The sequence below is a fragment of the Streptomyces sp. NPDC002490 genome, from assembly GCF_040296045.1.
Taxonomy (GTDB): Bacteria; Actinomycetota; Actinomycetes; order Streptomycetales; family Streptomycetaceae; genus Streptomyces.
Genome location: NZ_JBEOWM010000073.1, coordinates 1 through 24,220 on the forward strand (window position 1 = coordinate 1; position 24,220 = coordinate 24,220).

The 24,220-nt window shown below is 73.3% G+C and carries 21 protein-coding genes; 5 read left to right on the forward strand and 16 right to left on the reverse strand.

Annotated features, from left to right (window positions below; translation table 11 throughout):
• Positions 1-285: 285 nt before the first annotated feature.
• Positions 286-1,050, forward strand: coding sequence for a FadR/GntR family transcriptional regulator (locus ABT092_RS28885; protein ID WP_351249066.1), 765 nt, complete (start codon positions 286-288; stop codon positions 1,048-1,050).
• A gap of 248 nt (positions 1,051-1,298) precedes the next feature.
• Here the strand turns inward: ABT092_RS28885 and ABT092_RS28890 are convergent, their stop codons facing one another.
• Complete coding sequence (locus ABT092_RS28890) at positions 1,299-2,141, reverse strand: fumarylacetoacetate hydrolase family protein (RefSeq protein ID WP_351249068.1); 843 nt, start codon at positions 2,139-2,141, stop codon at positions 1,299-1,301.
• Positions 2,142-2,273: 132 nt separating this feature from the next.
• Positions 2,274-2,801 carry a VOC family protein gene (locus tag ABT092_RS28895; RefSeq protein ID WP_351249070.1) on the reverse strand — a complete coding sequence of 176 codons (528 nt, stop codon included), beginning with the start codon at positions 2,799-2,801 and terminating at the stop codon, positions 2,274-2,276.
• A gap of 323 nt (positions 2,802-3,124) precedes the next feature.
• Here ABT092_RS28895 and ABT092_RS28900 point away from each other — a divergent pair, with 323 nt between their 5' ends.
• The gene (locus ABT092_RS28900; protein ID WP_351249072.1) at positions 3,125-3,838 is read left to right on the forward strand and encodes a L,D-transpeptidase; all 714 of its coding nucleotides are present in this window, start codon (positions 3,125-3,127) and stop codon (positions 3,836-3,838) included.
• 59 nt (positions 3,839-3,897) lie between these two features.
• On the opposite strand, the gene ABT092_RS28905 is transcribed toward ABT092_RS28900, so the two are convergent.
• From ABT092_RS28905 to ABT092_RS28945, 9 genes are all read right to left on the reverse strand, one after another.
• Complete coding sequence (locus tag ABT092_RS28905) at positions 3,898-7,287, reverse strand: CLIPPER-2 domain-containing protein (RefSeq protein WP_351249074.1); 3,390 nt, start codon at positions 7,285-7,287, stop codon at positions 3,898-3,900.
• A gap of 179 nt (positions 7,288-7,466) precedes the next feature.
• On the reverse strand, positions 7,467-8,966 hold the full coding sequence (locus ABT092_RS28910) for a hypothetical protein (protein WP_351249076.1): 1,500 nt from the start codon (positions 8,964-8,966) through the stop codon (positions 7,467-7,469).
• Complete coding sequence (locus ABT092_RS28915; RefSeq protein WP_351249078.1) at positions 8,963-11,884, reverse strand: SCO1167/SCO6262 family helicase; 2,922 nt, start codon at positions 11,882-11,884, stop codon at positions 8,963-8,965. The genes ABT092_RS28910 and ABT092_RS28915 overlap by 4 nt, the downstream gene beginning before the upstream one ends.
• Before the next feature lie 82 nt (positions 11,885-11,966).
• On the reverse strand, positions 11,967-12,542 hold the full coding sequence (locus ABT092_RS28920; RefSeq protein WP_351249080.1) for a sugar kinase: 576 nt from the start codon (positions 12,540-12,542) through the stop codon (positions 11,967-11,969).
• Positions 12,543-12,547: 5 nt separating this feature from the next.
• Positions 12,548-13,690, reverse strand: coding sequence for an ROK family glucokinase (locus tag ABT092_RS28925; RefSeq protein WP_351249082.1), 1,143 nt, complete (start codon positions 13,688-13,690; stop codon positions 12,548-12,550).
• A gap of 105 nt (positions 13,691-13,795) precedes the next feature.
• Positions 13,796-14,650: an ATP-binding cassette domain-containing protein gene (locus tag ABT092_RS28930; protein WP_351249084.1), complete on the reverse strand. Its 855-nt coding sequence runs from the start codon at positions 14,648-14,650 to the stop codon at positions 13,796-13,798.
• Positions 14,647-15,684, reverse strand: a complete 1,038-nt coding sequence (locus ABT092_RS28935; protein WP_351249086.1) for an ABC transporter permease — start codon at positions 15,682-15,684, stop codon at positions 14,647-14,649. The genes ABT092_RS28930 and ABT092_RS28935 overlap by 4 nt, the downstream gene beginning before the upstream one ends.
• Positions 15,681-16,694, reverse strand: coding sequence for a sugar ABC transporter substrate-binding protein (locus tag ABT092_RS28940; protein WP_502968531.1), 1,014 nt, complete (start codon positions 16,692-16,694; stop codon positions 15,681-15,683). The genes ABT092_RS28935 and ABT092_RS28940 overlap by 4 nt, the downstream gene beginning before the upstream one ends.
• Before the next feature lie 186 nt (positions 16,695-16,880).
• Positions 16,881-17,618, reverse strand: a complete 738-nt coding sequence (locus ABT092_RS28945; protein ID WP_445403096.1) for a GntR family transcriptional regulator — start codon at positions 17,616-17,618, stop codon at positions 16,881-16,883.
• Between the two features lie 130 nt (positions 17,619-17,748).
• Here ABT092_RS28945 and ABT092_RS28950 point away from each other — a divergent pair, with 130 nt between their 5' ends.
• Positions 17,749-18,753 carry a Gfo/Idh/MocA family protein gene (locus tag ABT092_RS28950; RefSeq protein ID WP_351249090.1) on the forward strand — a complete coding sequence of 335 codons (1,005 nt, stop codon included), beginning with the start codon at positions 17,749-17,751 and terminating at the stop codon, positions 18,751-18,753.
• Positions 18,754-18,771: 18 nt separating this feature from the next.
• On the opposite strand, the gene ABT092_RS28955 is transcribed toward ABT092_RS28950, so the two are convergent.
• Together ABT092_RS28955 and ABT092_RS28960 are read right to left on the reverse strand one after the other, a co-directional pair.
• Positions 18,772-19,458 (reverse strand): response regulator, encoded by a 687-nt coding sequence (locus ABT092_RS28955; protein WP_351249092.1) that lies wholly within the window; start codon positions 19,456-19,458, stop codon positions 18,772-18,774.
• Positions 19,455-20,705 carry a sensor histidine kinase gene (locus ABT092_RS28960; protein ID WP_351249094.1) on the reverse strand — a complete coding sequence of 417 codons (1,251 nt, stop codon included), beginning with the start codon at positions 20,703-20,705 and terminating at the stop codon, positions 19,455-19,457. Before ABT092_RS28960 ends, ABT092_RS28955 begins: the two co-directional genes overlap by 4 nt.
• Before the next feature lie 180 nt (positions 20,706-20,885).
• On the opposite strand from ABT092_RS28960, the gene ABT092_RS28965 reads away from it, so the two are divergent.
• A complete protein-coding gene (locus ABT092_RS28965) occupies positions 20,886-21,116 on the forward strand; it encodes a hypothetical protein (protein WP_351249096.1) in 231 nt (76 codons plus the stop codon).
• A gap of 121 nt (positions 21,117-21,237) precedes the next feature.
• Positions 21,238-22,050, forward strand: a complete 813-nt coding sequence (locus ABT092_RS28970) for an IclR family transcriptional regulator (RefSeq protein WP_351249098.1) — start codon at positions 21,238-21,240, stop codon at positions 22,048-22,050.
• 25 nt (positions 22,051-22,075) lie between these two features.
• Here the strand turns inward: ABT092_RS28970 and ABT092_RS28975 are convergent, their stop codons facing one another.
• The 3 genes from ABT092_RS28975 to ABT092_RS28985 form a co-directional block, all read right to left on the reverse strand.
• On the reverse strand, positions 22,076-22,393 hold the full coding sequence (locus ABT092_RS28975; protein WP_351249100.1) for a DUF5955 family protein: 318 nt from the start codon (positions 22,391-22,393) through the stop codon (positions 22,076-22,078).
• A 288-nt stretch (positions 22,394-22,681) separates the two neighbouring features.
• Complete coding sequence (locus tag ABT092_RS28980; RefSeq protein WP_351249106.1) at positions 22,682-22,951, reverse strand: Rdx family protein; 270 nt, start codon at positions 22,949-22,951, stop codon at positions 22,682-22,684.
• A 59-nt stretch (positions 22,952-23,010) separates the two neighbouring features.
• Entirely contained in the window at positions 23,011-23,970 is a 960-nt protein-coding gene (locus ABT092_RS28985) for a HipA family kinase (protein ID WP_351249102.1), read from the reverse strand.
• Positions 23,971-24,220: the final 250 nt, after the last annotated feature.

The window sequence follows — 24,220 nt, forward strand, 5'->3', positions numbered from 1 at the left end:
AACGTGCTTGGTGCAGGGCGCTCGCCGGAACACCTGTCACGCCCGTTCCCGGCGCGCACCCACCCCGTGCGCAGGCACCGGGGGCTGGCGACCCCCGGCGCATCCGCGGGGTTCACAGGAAGTGGTCTCGCACGGGCGACGGGACACCGGGTGACCGACCCGGCCCCGCCGCCGTCGATCCGTCCGCTCGGTGAAGCCGGATTCCCATGCTATTGATTATGCTTACACCCTTCCTCCTCCGCCGAACTCAGGCCCCTCCCCGGCTTTTTGGTTATACTCGATCCCATGGCGCTGACTGAAAACGCCCCGAAGGCCGACATTCTGGCCAAACACATCGAGGACCTCATCGCCCAACGGCGCCTCACTCCCGGTGACCACATCGCGACCAAGGAGGAGTTGCGCCGCGAGAGCGGCATGGCACGCGCCACCGTCAACGAGGCGGCGCGACTCCTCCAGGCGCGCGGGCGGATCGTGTTGCGCCCCGGCCCGGGCGGAGGGCTGTTCGTCGCTCCCACCGACCCGGTCGTCCGGCTCGGGCAGACGCTGTTGACCGTCCGCAGCGAGCCGGTGAGCGTGATCGACGCGATCGCCGTGCGCGACGGCCTGGAGCCGGTCCTGGCGGCGGACGCGGCCCGGTTCCGCAGCCCGCGGGACATCGCCGATCTCCGCGTGCTCATCGACGCCATGGCCGAAGTGGTCAACGACCCCGAACGCTTCCTGCGGGCGAACTGGCGCCTGCACGAGCGGATCGCCCAGATCGTGCGCAACCCCGTCCTGCGGACCGTGTATCTGGGGCTGGTGCAGTTCATCCAGGAACAGGCGACGGAGGCGGCTCCGTACGGCTCCCGCGACGAGCACACCGCGTACAAGAGGCACCGGCTCGACATCCACATCGACCTGGTGCAGGCGATCATCGCCGGCGACGTCGCCGCGTCGGCGGAGGCCGCCCGGCTCCACTCCCACCACCCCGTCGACCAGGGGGTCCCGGCTCCGGCCGACCACCTCGGGACGGCTGCCCCGCGACCGCGCGGCAGGCCCGCAACGACCTGACCACCCCTCAGAACCGGAGAGGGCGGGCTGCGGAAGCACCGGCACCTCCTCGGTCGACGGTCCTTCCGACCGGCTGCGGTGGGTGGGCACGAGGACGGAGGGAGGGCCCCGTCGCCGTGGCGACGGGGCCCTCCCCTTCCCTCCGGGTCGCTGTCCTCACCGTCCGTGCCGCATCCGACAAGGCGGAGGGCCTGGAGCCACCGGACGCCGCACCGGGCGGGTCGGACCGGTGGACCCACCACGAACGATCAGGACCGGCCCTCCGCACCCACGACCGGGTTGCGCAGCACCCCGATCCCGTCGATCTCGACCTCGACGACGTCCCCGGGGACCAGCAGCCTCGGCGGGGTGCGAACGAATCCGACTCCGGCCGGGGTGCCGGTGGCCACGACGTCCCCCGGAGCCAGGGTGGTGGTCCGGGAGATGTAGGAGAGGATCCGGCCCACGGAGAAGATCATGTCGGCGGTGTCACCGGACTGCACCACCTCGCCGTTCAGCCGGGTGGTCAGCCGGCGACCGCTCCACCCCTCGGGGCCGCCCCACTCGTCCGCGGTGACCAGGACGGGCCCGATCGGGCCACTGCGGTCGGGGTTCTTCCCCAAGGTCCACTGGGTGGTGTGGAACTGCCGCTGCCGAGCGCTGATGTCGTTGAAACAGGTGAAGCCGAGCACTCCGCGCAGCGCGGACTCCTCGCTCGCGTCGGTCAGCCTCTCGCCGATGACGACCGCCAGTTCGCCCTCCCAATCGAGACCGGGCTCGACCTCCGGAACCGGTACGGCTTCTCCGTCGCAGACGAGGGTGGACTCCCAGCGCCCGAAGACCGTGGGGTGCTCGGGCACCCGCGCATCCGCCTCCTCGGCGTGCTCCCGGTAGTTCAGCCCGACGCAGAGCACCTTCGCGGTCGCCGGCACCGTGGGCGCGGCACGCTCGGGGTGCGGCTCGAAGGCGGCGGGCGCCCGACGGGCCTCCGCCAACGCAGCCGCCGGGTCGCGGTAGAACGCGTCGGCCGTGGCGATGCGGGACACCGTGCCCTCTGGTCCGACAGCGGCGATCCAGCGGTCACCGCCCTCGTGGAATCCGATGAGCCTCATGTGTCGGCTCCCTTCTCGATGGACGACAGGGGTTGGCGGCAGGGCGCCGGGCGGAGGAGTCGTCGGGAGCACCGCTGTGCGACGTCCCCGCCGACTCCCGCCTGTTGCGCACGTGAGGACCCGACGGTCCGGTCAGCCGCCGACGTCGATGCCGTGGAGCAGCCGGGTGTCGACATAGCCCTCGGCGCCGTGTTCGGCGACCGAGCGCTCCACCTGCTCGATCAGTTCATGTGCCGGGCGCGAGAAGTCGAGCCCCTCCAGGTACCCCTGCTTGGCAGTGAGCCCGGTCGGCCAGTACACCTCGCAGCGATTGCCGTCGGGGTCGAAGAAGTACACCCCGATCGCGTTGCCGTGCGTGACGGTGTACTCGATGCTGACGTCGTTCTCCCGGAAGCGTTGGTAGTACTCCAGGACGTCCTCCAGCGTGGCGCAGCGGAACGATATCTGCTGCAACCACAGCTCCTGCCCGCCCACCGTCCGGCCCCCGCAGAGCAGCACCTCGTGGTGCTCGACCTCGGGACGGGAACTGAGGAAGACCATGCCGTTCGCACTGTCGTCATCGGTGACGCTCAGCCCGAGGACATCACGGTAGAAAGCGAGGGAACGGTCCATGTCCCGGACGTGGATCCCCACATGAGCCAGTCTTTCGATCTTTGCCATGACCCCACCTAAAACTCTATTGATTAGGCTCAATTAGCTTCGACAGGGACACCATCCCTTGTCAAGGGTCCCTATGGGGATACTTTTTTTGACATCTCGGCAGGGCCGAAGAAGGCGAGACGGTTCCTCCGGGCCCGTCCGGGGCGGGTTCCGCGGCAGGGGGCGCGGCCGCTTCGGGCACACCCGGGCCCGCCCGTCGGCTCCCTCGGCCGGCGTAGTGGTGGGTGCGTGCGGGGTGGGGTCCGCGGAAGCTGGAGGCAGACGGTGAGGGGCCGTCACACCGGCTGGACCGTACCTCGGGCCCGAGGAGAGGACCTGCACTGATGTCCCAGCACCACACGTTCCCCGCGGGTCGCAAGCCGTTGGCGGTGCTCGCCGCCCTGTCGGCGGCGGCCGTCCTGAGCGTGCAGGCGGTGGTCGCCGGCGGCTCCCCCGCCGTGGCCCTGCCCCGCGCGGAGTGCGATCTGCGCACCGGACCGTACCAGGAGGCGGCGGAGGACCATCTGTCCTTGCCCGGGGACGGGGTCCAGTCGGCGGACGACTGCGAGGCGATTCGGCAACTCCAGGTGCGCAACGGACGGACGGCCGCGGACGGTTACGCGGGGGTGGAGACCTGGCGGATCATCCAGTTCGAACGGGCGGCGGCGCAGCCGTCCAGCCTGGTGGGCTGTGGTCAGGAGACGGGGGTGGTGGTGTGCGTGGACCTGACGCGCCAGGTGCTGTGGGTCCGTGACGGGACCCGGGTGCTGTTCGGGCCGGTACCGGTGCGCTCGGGCATGCCGGGGTACGCCACCCGCACCGGTCGGTTCGCGATCTACCAGCGGGTCGAGGAGCAGTGGTCGGACCTCTACGACGGGCCGATGCCGTTCAGCCAGTTCTTCAGCGGCGGGCAGGCCTTGCACGGGAGTTACCGCGAGATCTGGGAGGAGCCGGGTTCCCACGGCTGTGTGAACCTCCGCTACCGGGACGCCGAACGGTTGTGGCGTGCTCTACGGGTCGGGGACGCGGTACGGCTGTGGGGCGAACGGGACGGTTGAGGCGCACGACGCGGAACGGCTCCCCCCGGGTTGCCGGGGGGAGCCGTGTTCCGACGCGGTCAGGCCCTCCTCTTGTCCTTGTCCTTGACGGTGACCTCGTCGTGGGTGGTGCACTGCGGGTCGGTCCCGCCGGCCGGGCAGTTGTTGCCCGGGGTCTCGGAGACCACCGTGTTGTCCAGTTGCAGATCACCGAACGGACGGTCGTGGACCGTGACCGAGAAGGTGATGGTCGCCGTCTCACCGACGGCGAGTTCGCCCTCCCAACTCAGGTTCGGCGCCTGGTAGTCGACGACCCCGGTGGAGGCGGAGGCGTTGCCGTCGTAGTCGGCGTCGTCGAGCAGTTCGCTGAGGTCGTCCGTGAACGACGCCTCGGTGGGCGCGCCGCCCGTGTTCTTCACGGTGATGGTGTAGGACACCGTGTCGCCGGGCCGGACGGTGGCTGAACCGGTCCGCTTCTTGACGATCTCCACCGAGTCGACCGGGGTCGTGGTGGTGCTGGTGTTGTTGTCGGGGTCCGGATCGGGCTCGTTCCCGGTGACCAGCACGGTGTTGGTGATGCCGGTCGTTCCGGCCGCCACGATGCCCGTGACCTGGATGGTCACGCTGTCACCGTTCGCCAGGGCGCCTCCCGTGCAGGTCAACACTCCGCCGCCGATCCCACAACCAGGCGTGCTGGTGGTGACGTTGGCCAGACCTGCCGGAATCGAATCGATCACCTTCCAGCCCGAGGAGTCGTCGGGGCCGTTGTTCGACACCGTGATCGTGTACGTCAGCCGGTCGCCCACGGACACCGAAGCCGGACCCGTCTTCACCACGGCCAGATCGGCCTGCTTCGCCTCCACCTCGGTGGTGGTGGTGCTGGTGTTGTTGTCGGGGTCCGGGTCGGGCTCGTTGCCCGTCACCTCGGCCGTATTGGTGATACCGGTGGCATCCGCCGCAACGGTACCCGTGACCTGGATCGTCACGCTGTCACCGTTCGCCAGGGCGCCTCCCGTACAGGTCAACACCCCGGCACCCACCCCACAACCAGGCGTGCTGGTCGTGACGTTCGCCAGACCCGCCGGAATCGAGTCCGTCACCTTCCACCCCGAAGAATCATCGGGACCGTTGTTCGACACCGTGATCGTGTACGTCAACTGACCACCCGCAGCCACCGAAGCCGGACCCGACTTCACCACGGCCAGATCGGCCTCCAAAGCCTCCACATCCGTCGTCGTGGTGCTGGTGTTGTTGTCCGGGTCGGGATCGTCCTCGTTCCCCGTCACCTCCGCCGTGTTGGTGACGGTCGTGGCGCCCGGAGCGACGGTACCCGTCACCTGGATCGTCACGCTGTCGCCGTTCGCCAGGGCGCCACCCGAGCACGTCAGCACCCCGCCACCGATCCCGCAGCCGGGCGTGCTGGTGGTGACGTTCGTCAAACCCGCCGGAACGGTGTCCGTCAGCTCCCAGCCGGTCGAGTCCTGCGGACCGTTGTTGGTGACCGTGATGGTGTAGGAGACCTGACCGCCGGGGGCGACCGTCGCCGGCCCGGTCTTCACCACGGCCAGGTCCGCCTCGGGCGCAGGTACGTACGGCACGGTCACGGTGTTGCTGTCGTCGGTGGCGGTGTCGCCCTCCTCGGTCGTCCCGGTGGCGGTGGCGCTGTCCTCCACCTGACCGGCCTGGACGTCCGCCGCCGTGGTGGTGTAGCTCGCGGCGCAACTGATCGTCGCGCCGGGGGCGATGTCGGTGACCGGACAGGTGACCGGCGGGTTGCCCGGACCGATGTCGGTCACGGCGACGCCGGAGAGCGGCACCCGACCGTTGTTGGTGACCGTGAAGGTGTAGGTGATCGTCTGGCCCGCCGAGCTGAACTGGGTCTGCTCTGCGGCCTTGGTGACCGTGATGGCCCTGAGCGGGACGACGACCCGGTTGCTCGCGCCGGTCAGCTCGGTCCCGGCCTGGTCGGTGCCGGTCACCGTGGCGGTGTTGGCGACGATGCCGGCGGTGGCGTCGCTCTGGGTGGCCGTGTACGTGGCCGTGCACTCGAAGGACGCGCCGGCCGCGAGGGTGGTGGCGGGACATGTGACGGTCGGGGTGCCCGGCCCGTTGTCCGTGACCGTGACGTCGTTCAGCGGCTGGTCGGAGGGGTTGGTCACCGTATAGGTGTAGTGGATCGTCTGCCCGGGGGTGAACGTCGACTCGGCCGCTGCCTTGGCGATGGTCGGCGCTCCGGGCACCGTCACCCGGAGGGTCGCCGGCCCGGGTGGGTTGACGCCCGTCGGAGTCAGGTCCGAGGGCTCGTTGACGTAGAGTCCCGGGGTGGTTGAGGTGACGTCCACGGTGATCGTGCAGGACGCCTCGCCCGCGGCCAGGGAGCCGTCCGTCAGACCGATCGTGCTTCCGCCGGCGGAAGCGTCGACGGTGCCGGAGCCGCAGGTGGTGGCGGCGTTGGGGGTGGCGGCGACCGTCACACCGGCGGGAAGGGTGTCGGTGAAGCCGAAGCCGTTCTTCGCCGCCAGTTCGGTGGTGTTGGTGACGGTGAAGGTCACCGTGGAGGTGCTGCCCTCGGTGATCGAGGCCGGCACGAACGCCTTGTCCAACTGCGGTGTCACGTCGAGGATCTTGATGGTGTCGTAGGCGTGGTCGTTGCCCTGGCCGCTGCCGTTCCCATTGGTCATCTTGATGCCGACCGACGCCCCGCTGAACAGCACCGACGCGTCACTGGCGAACACGCCGGCCTCGATGGGCCGCGGGCCGACGTCGTAGGTCTGGGCCCGGGGGTCGGTGCAGGGGTTGATCGGTGATGTCGTCACGGGGATGTCGGGCCCCGAACCGGTCAGGAAGAACTGGAGCTGCGGACCCGAGACGTTGCAGTTCACCGCCGCGACGTCCACCGCGAAGGTGAGGAACCGGTCGGTGGTCGGCAGCGGGATCGGGTTGACCGTCTGGAACTCGACCAGGTTGGCCCCGGGATTGGCGCCGTCCGTGTACGCCGACACCGCGTGGTTCGCGGAGGGCGTGGCCGTACCGTTGACCCGTCCCAGCACGTTGGCCATGTACTTGAGCTCCGCCATGGCGGTGGCGTTCTGGTTCTGGCAGGCGGGCTGGTTGGCGCCGGACTGGTTGAGGATGATGCCGTTGCACCGTGCGGCGGTGACCCACGGCGGGTCAGCGGTGTACTTGGCGTTGACCGGCGGGGCGCCGGTGTAGGTGGTCAACAGGATGGGGATCTGCCCGGTGGCGTTCTCGAAGCCCTCGGTGTAGACGACGGTCGGCGGCTGGGACAGTCCCGGGGAGCCCGGCACGACGCGGAGCTCCGGGGGGCGGGCGGCGTCCTCGGAGGTCGAGGGGGCGGGGCGTTCGGCAGCGGGGGCTGCGGCCAGGGCCGTCGACTGGGCGCCCAGCATCACGGTGGTGACGACGGCCACGGCGACGTACCGCAGCCGTCCTCCGGAGGATCTTCGCATGCTTCGCTGCTCCGTTCGGTCGGTCTTCCCCCCGGTTCACCGGTGAGCCTCCCCGACCTGACGGGTCGCATAGACGTAAGGGGGCGGGCTTCACCCCGCCGACTCAGCTTCACGCGCCGGATGGCGGAGTGGGCCCGGAGGTCGTGACCGTGCGTCATCACGGTCGAGCGGCGCAGGCGTCAGTCGGTGGTGTCGAGGCCGGTGAGCGCGGAGACGGGGTCGGTGGCGGGGGTGCCGCGCGGCCACCAGTCGTCGTGGCCCGGTTCCGACTCGTACGCGTACCAGAGGGCGTCCCGGCCCAGCCGTAGTTGGCGGTGGCCGCGGGGGTGGGTGAGGTGGTTGCGCACCGGCCGGAACGGGGGCAGGCCGACGGCGAGGAGGGCGGGACGGGCCCGGTCGAAGCGGCCCGCGGGCGGGTCCCAGGGCTCTTCGAGGACGGTGAGCCCGGCGGCGCCGCCCTGGCGCCAGGCGGCCACCGCACGACGGAGGTCGGTGGTCGTCCGACCGGTCGCGGCGGCGAGCGCGGCGTACGGGGTGCGGGTGGTCGCGGTGAGGCCCGAGCCGGGTCGGGCCGCCGCCCAGCGGACGGCGTCCTGCCACGGGGTCAGCCCGGCGAGGGGGTCGAGCCCGGTGGTGAGCAGCGCGTGTGCGCGGGCCGCCGCGTCCGAGGCCAACTGGTCCAGTGCGTAGGGGTCGGGGCCGTCCGGGTGCGCGGGGTAGGCCGGTGGGGCTTCGGGGTGCCCGGGCACCGGCAGCGGGGGCGGCAGGGCGGGCAGGGTACGGACGGCGAAGGCGGTGCGGGCGCGCACGCCGGGGAGGGGCGGTGCCCCCGCCGGGGGTCGCCCGGAGCGGGCGGCGCGCCGGGAGAGTGCGGTCAGCAGCTCGTCCTCGCTGCGGCCCCGCAGCCGCAGCAGGACGAACGGGTCCGTGTCCACCAGCCGGGCGGTGGCGTAGCCGAGGGCGGCGGCGTGGCGGCAGGGGCGGTCGGGATCGGAGCAACCGCAGGACGCGGTGAGGTCGCCCGGGCCGGGCAGCAGGGCGCCGCAGTCGGCGAGGGCGGGCGGCAGTTCCCCGTCGAGCAGGGCGGCGAGGTGGCCGGGGTGCTCGGCCGCGGCGTCGAGGAAGGCGTCCCACTCCTCGTCGGTGAGGGTGCCCAGTTCCAGTTGGGCGCGGTAGGGACGGGGGCGGTCGTCCTGGACGTAGGCGAGGAGCCGGCCGGGGGTGGCGGCGATCGTTCCGACCCGGCCCCCGGCGGCGGGGCCGCGGCCCCGGAGCAGGCGTTCGGGTCCGTGGTCCTCCATCGCGCGGATCCACTCGGTGCCCCACCGGGTACGGGCGAGGGGAACGGTCGGCTCGGGTGCGGCGGCGGGTTCCGGGGACTCGACGGGGGCCGGCCGGAGTGCGGGACCGCGCTCGGCGGGGGCCGCCGCGGTGGGGTCGGCGATCCGTCGTGCGCGGGCCGTGCGCAGGGCCCGCCGGGCGACGTCCCCGGGGCGGTCCGCCGGCTCGGGGGGTGCGGGGGCGGGGGCCGGTCCCGGGGGGTGCTCGTCCTCGACCGGGTTCCGGGGGCGACGGGCCGTGCGGAGGGCCTGCCGGGCGGCCTCGGAGGGGCGGCGGGAAGCACCGGCGGGGGCGCGCCCGGTCGGCTCGTCGGTGGGGAGCGGTGCCGTGCCGGTCATGCGGGCCTCCGGAGGGAGACCAGGTCGGCCAGTTCCCGGTCGGTGAGTGCGGTGAGGTCGGGCAGGGCGGTGTCGTCGGCGTCGAGGACGGCGTCCGCGAGGGCGCGTTTGGCCGTGAGCAGGGCGGCGATGCGGTCCTCGACGGTGCCTTCGGCGATCAGCCGGTGCACCTGGACCGGCTGGGTCTGGCCGATCCGGTGGGCGCGGTCCGTGGCCTGGGCCTCCACCGCCGGGTTCCACCAGCGGTCGAAGTGGATCACGTGGCCCGCGCGGGTGAGGTTCAACCCGGTGCCGGCCGCCTTGAGGGAGAGGACCAGCACGGGGGTGGTGCCGGCCTGGAAGCGGTCGACCAGGCGTTCCCGTTCGGGTACGGGGGTGCCGCCGTGCAGCAGTTCGGCGGGGACGGCACGGTCGGCGAGGTGGCTGCCGATCAGCCGGGCCATGGTGGCGTACTGGGTGAAGACCAGGGCCGACCCCTCCTCGGCGAGGACGGTGTCCAGCAGCTCGTCCAGCAGTTCGAGCTTGCCGGAGCGGCCGGCGAGTCGGGGGCGCCGTCCGTCGGGGCCGTCGAACGCCTCCTTGAGGTACAGCGCGGGGTGGTCGCAGACCTGTTTGAGCGAGGTGAGCAGGGCCAGGACCTGCCCGCGGCGGGCGATGCCCTCCGCGGTCTCGATGGCGAGCAGCGACTCGCGGACGACGGCCTCGTACAGGGCGGCCTGTTCCCGGGTGAGGGGGACGGGGTGGTCCGTCTCGGTCTTGGGGGGCAGTTCGGGGAGGATGCCGGGGTCGGACTTGCGGCGGCGCAGCAGGAAGGGCCGGACCAGTCGGGCCAGCCGTTCGACGGCTTCGGTGTCGGGGGCGTCGGGCACCGGGGTGGCGGGCCCGGGGGCGAGGGAGTGCAGGGCGACGGCGGCGCTGGTGGCGTTCTCCACGGCGCGGGCGTGGCGGGCGCGGAAGGCGGGCAGCGGGCCGAGGAGTCCGGGGGTGGTCCAGTCGAGGAGGGCCCACAGTTCGGAGAGGTTGTTCTCGACGGGGGTGCCGGTGAGGGCCACCCGGGCGGGGGCGGGGATGGTGCGCAGCGCCTTGGCGGTCGCGGAGTGGGGGTTCTTGATGTGCTGGGCCTCGTCGGCGACGACCATGCCCCAGGCCCGGTCCGCGAGTCGGGCGGCGGCGGAGCGCATGGTGCCGTAGGTGGTGAGGACGAAGCCGCCGGCGAGGGCGTCGGGGTCCTCGGGGACGTCGAGGGTGCGGGAGCTGCCGTGGAAGCGGTGCACGGGCAGGTGGGGGGCGAAGCGGCCGATCTCGCGCTGCCAGTTGCCGAGCAGGGAGGCGGGGCAGACCACCAGGGTCGGTGCGGTGCGGGCGCGGCGCAGGTGGAGGGCGATCAGGGTGACCGTCTTGCCGAGGCCCATGTCGTCGGCGAGGCAGCCGCCGAGGCCCAGGGAGGTCATCAGGTCGAGCCAGGCGAGGCCCTGGCGCTGGTAGTCGCGCAGCTGCGCGTGGAGCCCGGGCGGCGTGTCGGCGAGCGGCAGGCCGCCGGTGAGGCGGTCGCGGAGGGTGGCGAGGGCGCCCACCGGGACGGCGGGGACGTGCTGCCCGTCGACCTCCGCGGTGCCGGTGAGGGCGGCGGCGAGCGCGTCGACGGGGTCGAGGAGGCCCAGCTCCCGGGCGCGGGCCTTGCGGACCAGCGCGGGCTCGACGAGGACCCACCGGTCGCGCAGCCGGACCACGGGGCGGTGGGCCTCGGCGAGGGCGTCCATCTCGGCTTCGCTGAGCGGGTCGTCGCCGAGGGCGAGCTGCCAGCGGAAGCGGAACGGCTGCGCGCCCTCCGCGGGGTCGAGGAGGCCGCCGAACACGGGGCTGCCGTCCGTCGCCGATCCGGGGGCGGCGTGCACGACGGCCCGGGCGGTGAGGTCCCGGGCGAGGTCGCGCGGCCAGTGCACGGCGGTGCCGGCCGCGGCCAGCCGGGAGGCGGCCGGCCCCAGCAGGTCGGCGAGTTCGTCCTCGTCGAGGGCGAGGACGTCGGGCACCGGTTGGTCGGCGAGGCGCTCCAGGGGCGGCCAGGTCCGGGCGGCGCGCCGCACCGCGAGGGCCGCGTCCACCTGGGCCCGGGGGCCGAACGCCGGGTCGGCCGCGCCGGCCCACAGGGTCGCGGCGTCGGCCACCAGCGTGGGGTCGGCGAGGCTGTGCACCTGGACGACCGCCGCCCCGGCGCGGCGTTCCGGGGCGTCCCCCTCCGCGCGGTCGAAGACCCGGGCGGCGGCGAGGTCGAGGCGGAGCGAGATGCGCACGCCCGCGTCGGCGCCGGCGGCGACCTCGGCGGCCCACTCCCCGGCCCGGGGCAGGTGCTGGGGTTCCCGGGCGGCGTAGGGGGCGCCGGTGGCGTGCCGGGCGGTCGGGGTGCGCGGCAGGGTGTCGGCGACGGCGTCGAGGAAGGCCCGGACGAGGTCCTCGGGCCGGGGCAGTTCCAGCGGGGTGCGGCCGGGCAGCGGGGTGGCGTGGCCCTCGGGCGGCAGGGCGGCGGCGACCGCCCGCAGGTGGGCCAGGTCGCCGGGGTCCAGGGGCCCGGCGCGCCAGGTGTCGTGGGCGTCGGGGGTGAGCCCGGGCAGGATGCGGCCCCGGGCGACCAGGCGGAGGGCGAGGAGCGCGGCGGCCCCCCAGCAGGCGGTGGCGGGGGCGGCGGCCGGGTCGCGGCGGGCGCGGACCAGCAGCGGAAGGGCGTCGACGAGGGGGAGCAGCCGGGCCGGCACGGTGGCGCTGCGCACGCCCGGGCCGTGCGGGCGGACGACGAGGAGTTCTCCGGGCGTCCCCGGGCCGTCGGCTTCCGGAAGGGTGCCCTCCGGGTCCCAGAGGGCGATGCGGCCCTCGCGCGGCGGCTGCCCGGGCAGGAAGACCGCGGTCAGTCGTGACCAACGCATCCCCCACCTCCTCGCTCCGGGTCGACCGTCGTTCCCGACTGTACGTGCGCGCTCTGACAACGCCGTCGGGCCGGCGGCGGGGTCAGGGCGTGGTCGAGGAGACGACGTACACCATCGGGTGGTCGGGATTGGAGCGGTTGACGACGATGTCGTGGGAGGGGCGCGGGTCCTCGGCCTCGCGCTTCAGGCCGTACCAGGGGCCCTCCCCGGAGAAGTCCCACCCCACGATCCCCCGGTCGCGGTCGCTGATGGGCAGTTCGCCGGCGTGGAGCAGGTCGCCGTGGAGCCCCAGCTCCGTGAGGAACCGGTCGAGCCCCTCGTTGCTGGTCAGGAACTGGACGTAGAGCCGGCTGGTCTTCCAGTTGTTGGTCTCGTAGTAGGCGACCTCGGCGGACCAGGCCGGGACGGGCACCTCGTAGAGGCGGCGCTGGACCTTGGCCGGCCAGCCCTCGGTGAGGCCCGTCGCGGAGTACTTGGCGGCCTTGTCCCGGCCGCTGTCGCGGCTCTGGGCGGCGGAGATCACCAGGTAGCCGGCGGGCACCCCGATGAGGAGCAGGATGGTCAGCAGGGTCAGGGCCCGGCGGCGCACCACCCGGTCGCGGCCCTCGCGGCGGGACTCCCGGTCGGGTGGCGGGGCCTGGCGCGGCACGTTCGGCATGGCTCTCAGGTTCCCTGGGCGGCGCGGCGGGTCCGTGCGTACCGCTCGTAGCGTTCGTGGCGCTCGACCCGGCGCCGGTTGGCGCGCCGGAAGCGGCGGGCGACCAGCCGGGCGAGGTCGGCGGCGCCGACCATGCCGGCCTCGGGGCCGAGCTGGGCGCGGGCGATGCGCGCCTCGGGCCGGTAGCCCCGGCCGGTGAGGTGGCGGGCGAAGGACTCCCGGGCGGGGCCGATGAGCAGGTCGTCGGCGGCGCTGACGCCGCCGCCGATGACGAAGCAGGACGGGTCGAGGGCCGCGGCGAGGTTGGCGATGCCGACGCCGAGCCACTGGCCGATGTCCTGGAGCAGCTCGACGCACATGGGGTCGCCCTCGCGGGCCAGCTCGGTGATGAGGGGACCGGTGATGTCGGAGACGTTGCCGGCCACCCGCTCGATGATGTTGTAGGCGACCGGGGAGTCCGCGGAGGCCAGTTCGCGGGCCTCGCGGACCAGGGCGTTGCCGGAGCTGTACTGCTCCCAGCAGCCGCGGTTGCCGCAGGCGCAGCGGTGGCCGCCGGGGACGACCTGCATGTGGCCGAACTCGCCGGCGACGCCGTACTTGCCGCGCTTGACCCGGCCGTCCTCCAGGATGGCGCCGCCGATGCCGGTGCCGAGGGTGATCATGACCAGGTGGTCCTCGTCGCGACCGGCGCCGAACCGCCACTCGGCCCAGGCGGCGGTGTTGGCGTCGTTGTCGACCATCACCGGCACCGCGAGGCGGCCGGAGATCCGGTCCCGCAGGGGTTCGTTGCGCCAGGAGAGGTGGGGGGCGAACAGGACCCGGTTGCGGTCGGCGTCGACCCAGCCCGCCGCGCCGATGCCGACGGCGTGCACGTCGTGCCGGTCGGAGAGGTCGAGGACCAGTTCGACGATGGTGTCCTCGACCACCTTGGGGCTCTTGGACTTGTCGGGGGTCTCGGTGCGGACCTTCTCCAGGATGGTGCCGTCGGCGTCCACCACGCCCGCCATGACCTTCGTGCCGCCGATGTCGATGCCCACGGTCGGCACCCGGGGCGCGGCCAGCAGGGACCGGCGCTCGCGCGTACCGACGGTCCGCAGGACGGTGGCGCGCGCGGAGCCGCGGTGCGCGAGGTCGCGGTAAGTGCTCATCGGGCCGATTCTGCCTCACCGGCGCCCCGCGCCGCACGCGTCGCCGGTGCGGCGGGTGGCCGGCCGGACTCGGGGGCGCGCCGGCCCCTCGGGAGGTCGAGCACGTCAGCGGTCCCGGGGTTCCCGGGTGGGGTGGCCGCCCAGATGGGTGGGGGCGGGGGCGCGTTGCAGCTCGTGTCGGAGGTCGTCCAGTTCGCTGCCGCCGGCCATCTGGCGGGTCAGCTCGTCCAGGGTGATCTCGCCGCGGGTGTGGCTGCCGGCCATGACGCCCCGCTTGAGCAGCACGAACCGGTCGCCGACCAGGTAGGCGTGGTGCGGGTTGTGGGTGATGAGGACCACGCCGAGGCCGGCGTCCCGGGCAGCGGCCACGTACTTGAGGACCACCCCGGACTGCTTCACGCCGAGGGCGGCGGTCGGTTCGTCGAGGACCAGGACCTTCGCCCCGAAGTAGACGGCCCGGGCGATGGCCACGCACTGGCGTTCGCCGCCGGAGAGGGTGCCGATGGGCTGGTCGACGTCCCGGAGGTCGATGCCCATGCGCAACAGTTCGGTACGGGTGGTGCGCCGCATCAGGTCGACGTCGAGCCGGCGCAGCGGGCCGGTGCCCCGGGTGAGTTCGGAGCCGAGGAAGAAGTTGCGCCAGACCGGCATCAGCGGGACCACGGCGAGGTCCTGGTAGACGGTGGCGATGCCCAGGTCCAGGGCCTCGCGCGGGGAGCCGAGGCGGCGCTCCGCGCCCTCGATGCGCAGGGTTCCCGCGTCGTGCCGGTGCAGCCCCGAGATGATCTTGATGAGGGTGGACTTGCCCGCGCCGTTGTCGCCGAGGACGCAGGTGATCCCGCCCGCGTGCACCTCCAGGCTGACGCCCTCCAGGGCGCGGATGGTGCCGTAGTGCTTGCCGACCCCCTCCAACCGGATCAGGGGGGCGGACTCGGTGCCCTCGGGGGTCGGGGCGGTCATGTGGTGGCCTCCGCACGCTTGCGGACCCAGGCGTTGAGCAGGGTCGCCAGGAGGAGCATCGCTCCCAGGAAGAACTTGAACCAGTCGGGGTTCCACTCGGCGAAGACGATGCCCTTGCTGGTCATGCCGAAGATGAGGGCGCCCACCGCCGAGCCGATGGCGGAACCGTAGCCCCCGGTGATCAAGCAACCGCCGATGACGGCCGCGATGATGTAGATCAGCTCGTTGCCGACGCCCTCCCCGGACTGGACGACGTCGAAGGAGAACAGCAGGTGCTGCCCGGCGATCCAGGCGCCGAGGCCGACGCCCGCGTAGAGGCCGATCTTGGTGGCCGTGACGGGGACCCCGACCGCGCGGGCCGCGTCCCGACCGCCGCCGACCGCGAAGATCCAGTTGCCCACGCGGGTGCGCAGCAGGATCCAGGTGGCGAGGGCCACCAGCGCGAACCACCACAGGATGGTGACCTTGAAGTCGACGCCGCCGAGGGTCAGGGTCGAGGCGAAGACGGCCCTGGCCGACGGGAAGCCCTCCATGTCGGCGATGGACTTGGTGGAGACGGTGCCGCTGATCAGTTTGGTGAAGCCGAGGTTGAGTCCGGTCAGCATCAGGAAGGTGCCGAGCGTGATGATGAAGCTGGGCAGCCGGGTGCGGGTGAGCATCACCCCGTTGAACACCCCGATCGCCAGGGTGACCAGGAGGGACACCCCGACGCCGACCCAGACGTTGGCGGTCATCTGGTAGCTGAACATCGAGGACACCAGGGCGGAGCTGGTGACCAGCACCCCGGCCGACAGGTCGAACTCGCCGCCGATCATCAGCAGCGCCACCGGCACCGCCATGATCCCGATGGTGGAGGCCGCGTACAGCACCGTGCTCAGGCTGGAGGGTCGCAGGAAGCTGTCGGCGACGAGGGCGAAGAACAGGAACACCGCGACCGCGCCGACGACGGAGCCCAACTCCGGCCGGCCCAACAGCCGGCGCAGCGGGGAGGAGCGCAGCAGGCGTTCGTCGGTGGCCGCCGCTCCGACGGTCATCGGGTGCCCCGCTCGGTGTAGTCCGCCAGCTCGGCGGCCTGGTCGCGGGTGACGATCTGGGGGCCGGTCAGCACCGGGCCGCCGCCGCCGAGGACGTCGGCGTTGTACTTGTAGAGCCACAGCAGGTCGACGGCCTCGTACCCCTGGAGGTAGGGCTGCTGGTCAACGGCGAAGCCCAGCGAGCCGTCGCCGAGGGCGGCGGCCACGGAGGCGTTCAGGTCGAAGGTGTCGATCTCGGCCTCGCTGTCCGCGTCCCGCTTGGCCTTGATCGCGGTGGCCGCGAAGGGCGCGCCGAGGGTGACCACCGCGTCGACGTCCCGGTCGGCCTGGAGCTTGGCGACGATCGACGCCTGGACGTCGGGCATGTTGGTGCCGTCGACGTAGAGGTTCTCCAACTCGCCGCGGAAGGTCTTCCGCGCCCCCGCGCAGCGCTGCTCGTGGCCCACGTTGCCCTGCTCGTGCAGGACGCACACGGCCTTCCGGTGGCCGCGCTCGGTCAGCTCGGCGCCCACCGCCTCACCGGCCACGGTCTCGTCCTGGCCGATGTGGGTGAGGGCGCCGAACTCCTTGGACTCGGCGGACCCGGAGTTGATGGTGACCACCGGGATGCCGGCCTTGCGGGCGCGCTCCACCGCGGCCTTCATGGCGGCCGGCTTGGCGAGGGTGACGATCAGCCCGTCCACCTCCTTGTCGACGGCCGCGTCGACGAGCTGCGCCTGCTGCTGGGCCTCGTCGTGGTGGGAGTACAGGAAGTTGATGTTGTCCTTGGCGGAGGCTTCCCGCGCGCCCTTCTGCACGATGTCCCAGAAGGTGTCGCCGTCCCCCGAGTGCGTCACCATCGCAAAGGTCCAGCGGGGGGTGCTGACGGCGGCCTTGCCCCGTGCCGCGGCGGCCTCGCGGGCGTCCTCGGCGCGCTTGCCCCCGGTGCTGGAGCATCCCGCGAGCGCCACGGCGAGCGCGATCACCAGCGCGGCCCTCGCTCCGCGTACCCCTGTTCGTACCCTTGCCACGAACCCGTGCCCTCCTTGCCGTACTGCCCGGTGCGCCGGGACCGGTGCGCCGGTCCCGGGGGTCGGTTTTGCGACCCCGAACGCTCCAGTATCGGCCACCGAGCCGGTGCGGGCGTTGCTGGGGTGTCGTGCCGGCGCTCCCCGTGCGGCGAGCGGAGTAGCCCGCCGCGGGCCGGTGCGGGCCCGTCAGGGGCGGACGAGCAGGTGGAACTCGAAGGCGTACCGGGAGGCCCGGTAGGTGTGCGCCCCGTGTTCCACGGGGCGTCCGGTGTCGTCGAAGGTGGTGCGGCCCATGGTGAGCAGGGGCGCGCCCACCGGCTCGCCCAGGAGCTCGGCCTCCTGGGCGGTGGCGGCCCGGGCCCCCACCGACTGGCGAGCGCTGTGCAGGGTGATCCCGGCTCCCCGCAGCATCCGGTAGAGCCCGGTGGCCTCCAGCCGTTCGGTGTCCAGGGCGAGCAGTCCGGCCGGCAGGTGGTTGCGCAGGTACGCCATGGGTTCGCCGTGCGCCAGCCGGAGCCGTTCCACCCGGTGCACCTGGGTGCCCTCGGCGACCCGGAGCGCGGCGGCCACCTCGGCGGAGGCGGGGACCAGGCCGTTGACCGTCACCCGGGTGGCGGGGCGCTGTCCGGCGGCCTCCAGGTCGTCGTACAGGCTGCTCAGCTCCGGGGAGCGGCGGGCCCGGTCGTGCACCACCTGGGTGCCCACGCCCCGGCGGCGCACCAGGAGCCCCTTGTCCACCAGGGACTGGATGGCCTGGCGGACGGTGGGGCGGGACAGGCCGAGGCGGCCGGCGAGGTCGATCTCGTTGCCCAACAGGCTGCCCGGAGCGAGGACGCCGCGTTCGATCGCCGCTTCGAGCTGCTGGGACAGCTGGAAGTACAGCGGGATCGGGCTGCTCCGGTCGACACTGAGGTGGAGCGCCACGGACGGGTCGGCATCTGGTCGGGACACGCTTGGGGAGCGTAGTCGGCCGATCGGGGGGCGTGAAGTCGGCGAGGTCCGATTGTCCGGACAAACCATTGACAGGGGGTGCGGGCGGCTCCACCGTGGACCCATGCGCATCGGACTCATCGGGACGGGCCGCATCGGCACGTTCCACGCGGCCTCCCTGAGCCGCAACCGCGAGGTGGGTTCCCTCGTCGTCACGGACGCCGACCGGGCGCGCGCCCAGGCGCTGGCCGTCCGGCTCGGGGCGACCGCGGCGCCCGGCGTGGACGAGGTGTTCACCTGGGGCGTCGACGCGGTGGTCATCACCACCGCCACCGCCGCGCACGCCGAGCTGATCTCCCGGGCGGCCCGGGCGGGGCTGCCGGTCTTCTGCGAGAAGCCGATCGCCCTGGACCTGGCCGGCACCCTGGCGGCGCTGCGGGACGTGGCGGCGGCGGGCACCGTCCTCCAGATGGGGTTCCAGCGCCGCTTCGACGCCGGGTACGGAACGGCCCGGGCGGCGGTGCGCGAGGGGCGGCTGGGCCGACTGCACACCGTCCGCGCGATGACCTCGGACCAGGCGCCGCCGCCCGCCGCGTACCTCCCGCTCTCCGGCGGCCTCTACCGGGACTGCCTGGTCCACGACTTCGACGCCCTGCGCTGGGTGACCGGCCGCGAGGTGGTGGACGTGTACGCGGCCGGTTCCGACGCGGGGGCCGCGATGTTCCGGGAGGCCGGGGACGTGGACACCGCCGCGGCCCTGTTGACGCTGGACGACGGGGCGCTGGCCACCGCGACGGCGACCCGGTTCAACGGCGCCGGCTACGACGTGCGGATGGAACTCGCCGGGGAGGCCGACCAGGTGGCGGTGGGCTGGGACGACCGGACGCCGATCACCTCCACGGAACCGGTGGGGCCGCCCGCCGCCGACAAGCCGTGGACCGGGTTCCTGGAACGGTTCGCCCCCGCCTACGAGGCGGAACTCGCGGCCTTCGTGGACGTGGTGCGCGGCGAGCGGCCCAACCCCTGCGACGGGTACGAGGCGTTGGCGGCGCTGCGCATCGCCGAGGCGTGCGAGGTGTCGCGGCGCGAGAGGCGGCCGGTGGCACTGGCGGAGGTCCCGGGGGCGTGAGCCCGGTCGGACGGCCCGTCAGGTCCGTGCCTCGTGCTCGTCCTGCGGCAACCAGCCCGCGTCGTGGGCCAACAGGGCGATCTGCACGCGGTTGTTGAGCTCCAACTTCGTCAGGATGCGGGACACGTGGGTCTTCACGGTGGCGAGGCTCATGTAGAGCTCGGCGGCGATGTCGGCGTTGGGCCGTCCCCGGCCGATCGCGACGGCCACCTCCCGCTCCCGTTCGCCGAGCGCCGCCAGCCGCTGACGGGCCAGTCGGCTGCGGTCCCGGCGGGGGTCGTCGCCGGCGACCCGGCTGATGAGCTGACGGGTGACCGCCGGCGACAGCACGGGCACCCCGGCAGCCACCTTGCGCACCGCCGCCACGATCTCGGCCGGCCGGGTGTCCTTCAGGACGAACCCGGCGGCACCGGCGCGCAAGGCCCGCAGCACCTGTTCGTCGGCGTGGAAGGTGGTCAACACCACCACCTCCGGCGGGTGTTCGCCGGCGCGCAGCAGCTCGGTGGCGGCCAGTCCGTCCACGGTGGGCATCCTGATGTCCATGAGGACGACGTCGGGAGCCAGCCGCTCCACCAACGGGGCCACCTCGCTCCCGTCCCCGGCCTCCCCGACCACCTCGATGTCCGCAGCCCCGCCCAGCATCAGGCACAGGCCCGCACGGACCAGGGGGTCGTCGTCCACCAACAGCACCTTGATCGCAGTCATGAGGGCCACGGTAGCCAGGCGCTGACGCGGAAGCCCCCCGCACCGTCCGGTCCGTGCTCGATCCGGCCGCCGGCCAGGGTGGCCCGTTCGGTGAGGCCGATGAGCCCCTGGCCGGAGCCGGGGACGGCGGGCACCCGATCCGAGGGCGGTGGATTGCGCACCGTCACCGTCAGACCGGTGCCGGGAGCGCCGGCCACCCGGACCGAGACCCGGGCGCCGGGCGCGTGCTTGCGGGCGTTGGTCAGTGCCTCCTGGGCGATCCGGTAGGCCGTGCGACCGGCGGAGACGGGCACCGCGGCGAGGTCGGCGACCCTGTTGTCGAGGTGGACGGCGGCGCCCGCGGCACGGGACTCGTCGACCAGGGTGTCGAGCCCGGCGAGCGTGGGTTGGGGCCGGCCGGCCTCCTCCCCCTCCCCCGCCCTCAGCACGCCGATGATCTCACGCAGGTCCTGGAGCGCCTCGTGGGAACTCTCCCGGATCACCCCGGCCGCCCGCACCACCTCCTCGCGCGGGGCGTCGGGCCGGAACTCCAGGGCGCCCGCGTGGACGCTGAGCAGCGTGAGCCGGTGGGCGAGGACGTCGTGCATCTCCCGGGCGATGGCCTCCCGGGCCAGTCGCTGGGCCCGTTCCGCCTTCAGCGCCGCCTCGCTCTCGGCCCGTCGCGCCCGTTCCCGCAGGGACAGCAGGAGTTCGCGGTGCGAGCGGACGAACATGCCCCAGCCGACGACCGCGACGGTCATGAGGAGGGTGAAGGCCAGGGCCGCCGGATAGGAGAGGCCCGGCGTGGGCCGCAGCCAGAGGTGGACGGGGGCGATCGCCAGGGAGATCCCGGTGGTCCAGGCGACGTACGCGAACCGTCGGTGCACGGCGAGCGAGAAGGTCAGCACGCCCGCGGCGCCGCCCGCGGTCACCGACAGGGCCCCCACCGGGATCAGGGCCACGGCGATCGCCACCGGCCAGCGGCGGCGCAGCCACACGGCGCCGCAGGCGAGTGCCCCGAGGACCTGGTCCACCGCGTTCATCGGGGGCGAGGAACCGGGGTGGTCGGCCAGGCTCGCCCCGTCGAGCATCCCCACGAAGACCGCGAGCAGGAAGCACACGAAGTCGACGATCCAGTCGCGCAGGGTGCGGCGGGGGAAGCGCCGTTCGCCCCGCCGCGGGTACAGCTCGGCGGCCACCGCGGAGGGCAGCAGCCAGCGCATGCGGGACGCCGCGGGCGGGCGCTCGATGGGTTCTCTACCGCTCATGCTGCGCCAATCTACGGACCGCCACCAGCCGTTCCGGCTCCCGGGAGGGAACGGGCGACTCACGTCGGCACGGGTGCGACCATCGACGGACCCGGCCCGACGGAAGTCGGCCGCTCGGCGTCGGACGTCCACCCGGTGGCCGATCCCCCTGGCCGGGCGAGGGGGGAAGCATCTGCGTCCATGAAACGTCTGTGGGAACTGCTGGGATTCCTCGCACTGCTCCAGGGCGTCATGGGGATCGCCCATCGATACGCCGACCGGGAGTGGGGAGTGGTGCGTCGGCTGCCGTTCTTCGAGGGCTACGAACTGTTCGTGAGCGTCTGTCTGATCCTGCTCTCGTTCACCCTGTTCGGCGTCGCCGGGAGCACGGGCAAGCGGAGCGCAGGCCCCGGGGGACGGGAGGACCGGTGACGCCGTCCGGTCCTCGCCGGCCACCGGCGGGCGGCGTGCCGACACGGTGCCTTGCCCGCAGCCGACCGCGGGGGGCCGGGTAGGCTGCTTGCTCGCCCGTCCGCCCCGAAAGGACCGCGCCGTGCCCACCCCCACAGCCCGCCCCGTCGACGCCGCCAAGCCCCGCGGGCCCGCAGCCCCGAGCGGCGGAGTGCAGTCCCTGGAGCGGGCCTTCGACCTGCTGGAGCGGATGGCGGACGCCGGGGGCGAGGTCGGGCTGAGCGAGCTGTCGACGTCCAGCGGGCTGCCGCTGCCGACGATCCACCGGCTGATGCGGACGCTGGTCGCCTGCGGCTACGTGCGCCAGCAGGCCAACCGCCGCTACTCCCTGGGCCCCCGGCTGATCCGACTCGGCGAGTCCGCGGCCCGCTTGCTGGGGACCTGGGCCCGCCCCTACCTCACCCGCCTGGTGGAGGAGACCGGGGAGACCGCGAACATGGCGCTCCTGGACGGCGACGAGATCGTCTACGTGGCGCAGGTGCCGTCCAAGCACTCGGTGCGGATGTTCACGGAGGTCGGCTGCCGGGTGCTGCCGCACACCACCGGGGTCGGCAAGGCCCTGCTCGCGCACGCGCCCGCCGAGGAGGTGCGGGCACTGCTGGGGCGCACCGGCATGCCGGCGACCACCGAGAAGACCATCACCACGGTGGACGCTTTCCTCGCCGCGCTGGAGGACGTGCGCCGCCACGGGTACGCGGCCGACGACAACGAGCAGGAGATCGGGGTGCGTTGCCTCGCCGTCCGGGTGCCCGACGCACCGACCACCGCGGCGATCTCCATCTCGGGCCCGACCGGTCGGGTCACCGACGCGGCGACCCGGCGCATCGTTCCGGTGCTCCAACAGGTCGCGGTGGAGCTGTCCGCGGAACTGGCCAGCACGGGGCCGTCGATCTGACCGACCCCGCGCAGCAGACGGTGCGTCAGTACCGGCTCGGCGGGCCGCCGAAGAGGTCGACCGCGTTGCGCACCCGGGCGAGGCTCACGGCAAGCGCGCTCACCGAACCGATGGAGCCGGCGATCAGCAGGAGGGAGCGGCGCAACCGGGAACCCTCGGGGGCGCCGGCGAGGGCCATGGCGTCCAGGGCGGCCAGTTCGTCCTCGGCGATGGTGCGATCGGGGAACTCGGCCGGGTGCACGGCGAGTTCCTTGCGGAGTCGGGACACCGCGTCCCGCAACTCCAGGACGCGCGGGTCGTCGTCGCTGCCGGTCACTGGCTTCTGCCTCGCGCTCCGCAACATCGCTGCTCCCCCCGCGCACATCGTTGTGCGCATTTTGCTCATCGCTCGGCCGTCCCCCGCCGGACCGGTCGATCCAGGGGTTGGCGGTCAGTAAACGCCACCCGACGGGGTCACCGCCACCGCGCGGACGGAATTTCCCCGTGGCTGTGCCCAACGATCCACCTGGCGGTCGAATCTGACGGCGCGTGGAAGATCAAGAGGGCGTGCGGACTTCTGCGCGCGCCGGCGGAAACCGTTTGCCGCACGCCCTGCACGGGTCCTGCCCCGAGGCCGGTGCAGGGCTCGGCGTCAGGGCCGGTCGCTGTGCCCGAGGGCGCGTCCGGGGGCCACCCGGTCCCGGACGAGGCGTTTGACGGCGGTCGGTTCGGGGAAGCCGTCCCGCTTGCGGTCCCATACCACCTCCCCGTCGACGCGCACCACGAACACCCCGCCCTTCCCCGGTACGAGGGACAGTTCGACCAGTTCCGCCTCGAACGTGGTGAGCAGCTCCTGGGCGAGCCAGGCCGCCCGGGGCAGCCAACGGCACTGGGTGCAGTACTCGATCCCCACCCGGTGCACGGGTGGGGCTCCGGCGTCCTCCCGGCCGGGTCCGGGCGGTGCGGGGCTCGTGGGCGTGGTCACGGCTGGCTGCTTCCCTTCCGGGGGTTGTCCACATGGGTCGACCAGTCCTGGGCCGCGGCGGGCTTGCCGTGCAGGTCCGGTACGCGCTTGAGCCAGCCGGGTCGACCCGCCTCGGTGGCCGCCGCCCGCCGGGCGTCCTCCTCGGCGAGCCGGTCCCGGGTCGGGAAGTCGGTGGGCAGCCAGCGCGCCGAGGCGGCGGCCCGGGCCGCGAGGTGGTCGACGTAGGCGGCGCGGACCGCGTCGGCGTCGGGGAAGCCCGGCTCGTCGGCCAGCCACTCGTCCGGGACCAGGGCGGTGATCTCCCGCAGCAGACCGCGGGTGACCCGGGGGGCCAACTCCGCGTCCGCGGCCGCCGTGTCGGGGGCGTATCCGCCGAGCGCGTGACGGCGGAAGTCGTAGCGCTTGGCCACCGCCTCGGCGGCGCCCGCCCAGCGGTGGTGGAAGACGAGCGCCGCTCCGTGGTCGATGAGCCACAGCCGCGGCACGTTCACGGCGGGGCCGCCGAAGGTGGGCCAGACCATCAGGTTGGAGCTGTGCAGGGTGCGGTCGACGTTGGCGGTCAGCGCGTCCAGCCAGACCACCCGCCCGGCCTCCAGCGGGTCGACCCGCAAGGCCGCCGGGGGCGCGTCGGGGGCGAAGTCCACGCCGCCCGGCAGGTAGTCCATGCCGAGGTTCAGCCCCGGACTGACCTCCAGCAGTTCCCGCACCTCCTGGTGCGGCTCGTGCGCGCCGACCGCGGGGTCGAAGTGCACCCGCACCAGCCTGGGCACCCGCAGCCCGAGGGCCCGCGCCAACTCCCCGACGATCACCTCGGCGACCAGCGCCTTGCGCCCCTGGGCGGAGCCGGTGAACTTGACGACGTAGGTGCCGAGGTCGTCGGCCTCCACGACACCGGGTACCGAGCCGCCCGCCGTCAGGGGCTCGATGTAGCGGGTGGCGGTCACCTCGGTCAGCATTCGCCCAGGCTATACGGCGTGGCTCGGTACGGTTCCGCCGACCGGGGCCCGACCTGCGGCCGAGCGGTTCCCGCCCGCCGCCCCGCGGGCCGGGCCCGCGGCGTTTCGGATTCGGATCGGGACCCGAAGCGCCGCGGTCGGGTTGCGGCCCGTCCCGGGGTGTCAGTCGGTGTGGTCGAGGGCGGCGGTGACGATGCTGTCGGTGTCGATGTGGTGGTGGCGGTAGACGTCTTGGATGGTGCCGGACTGG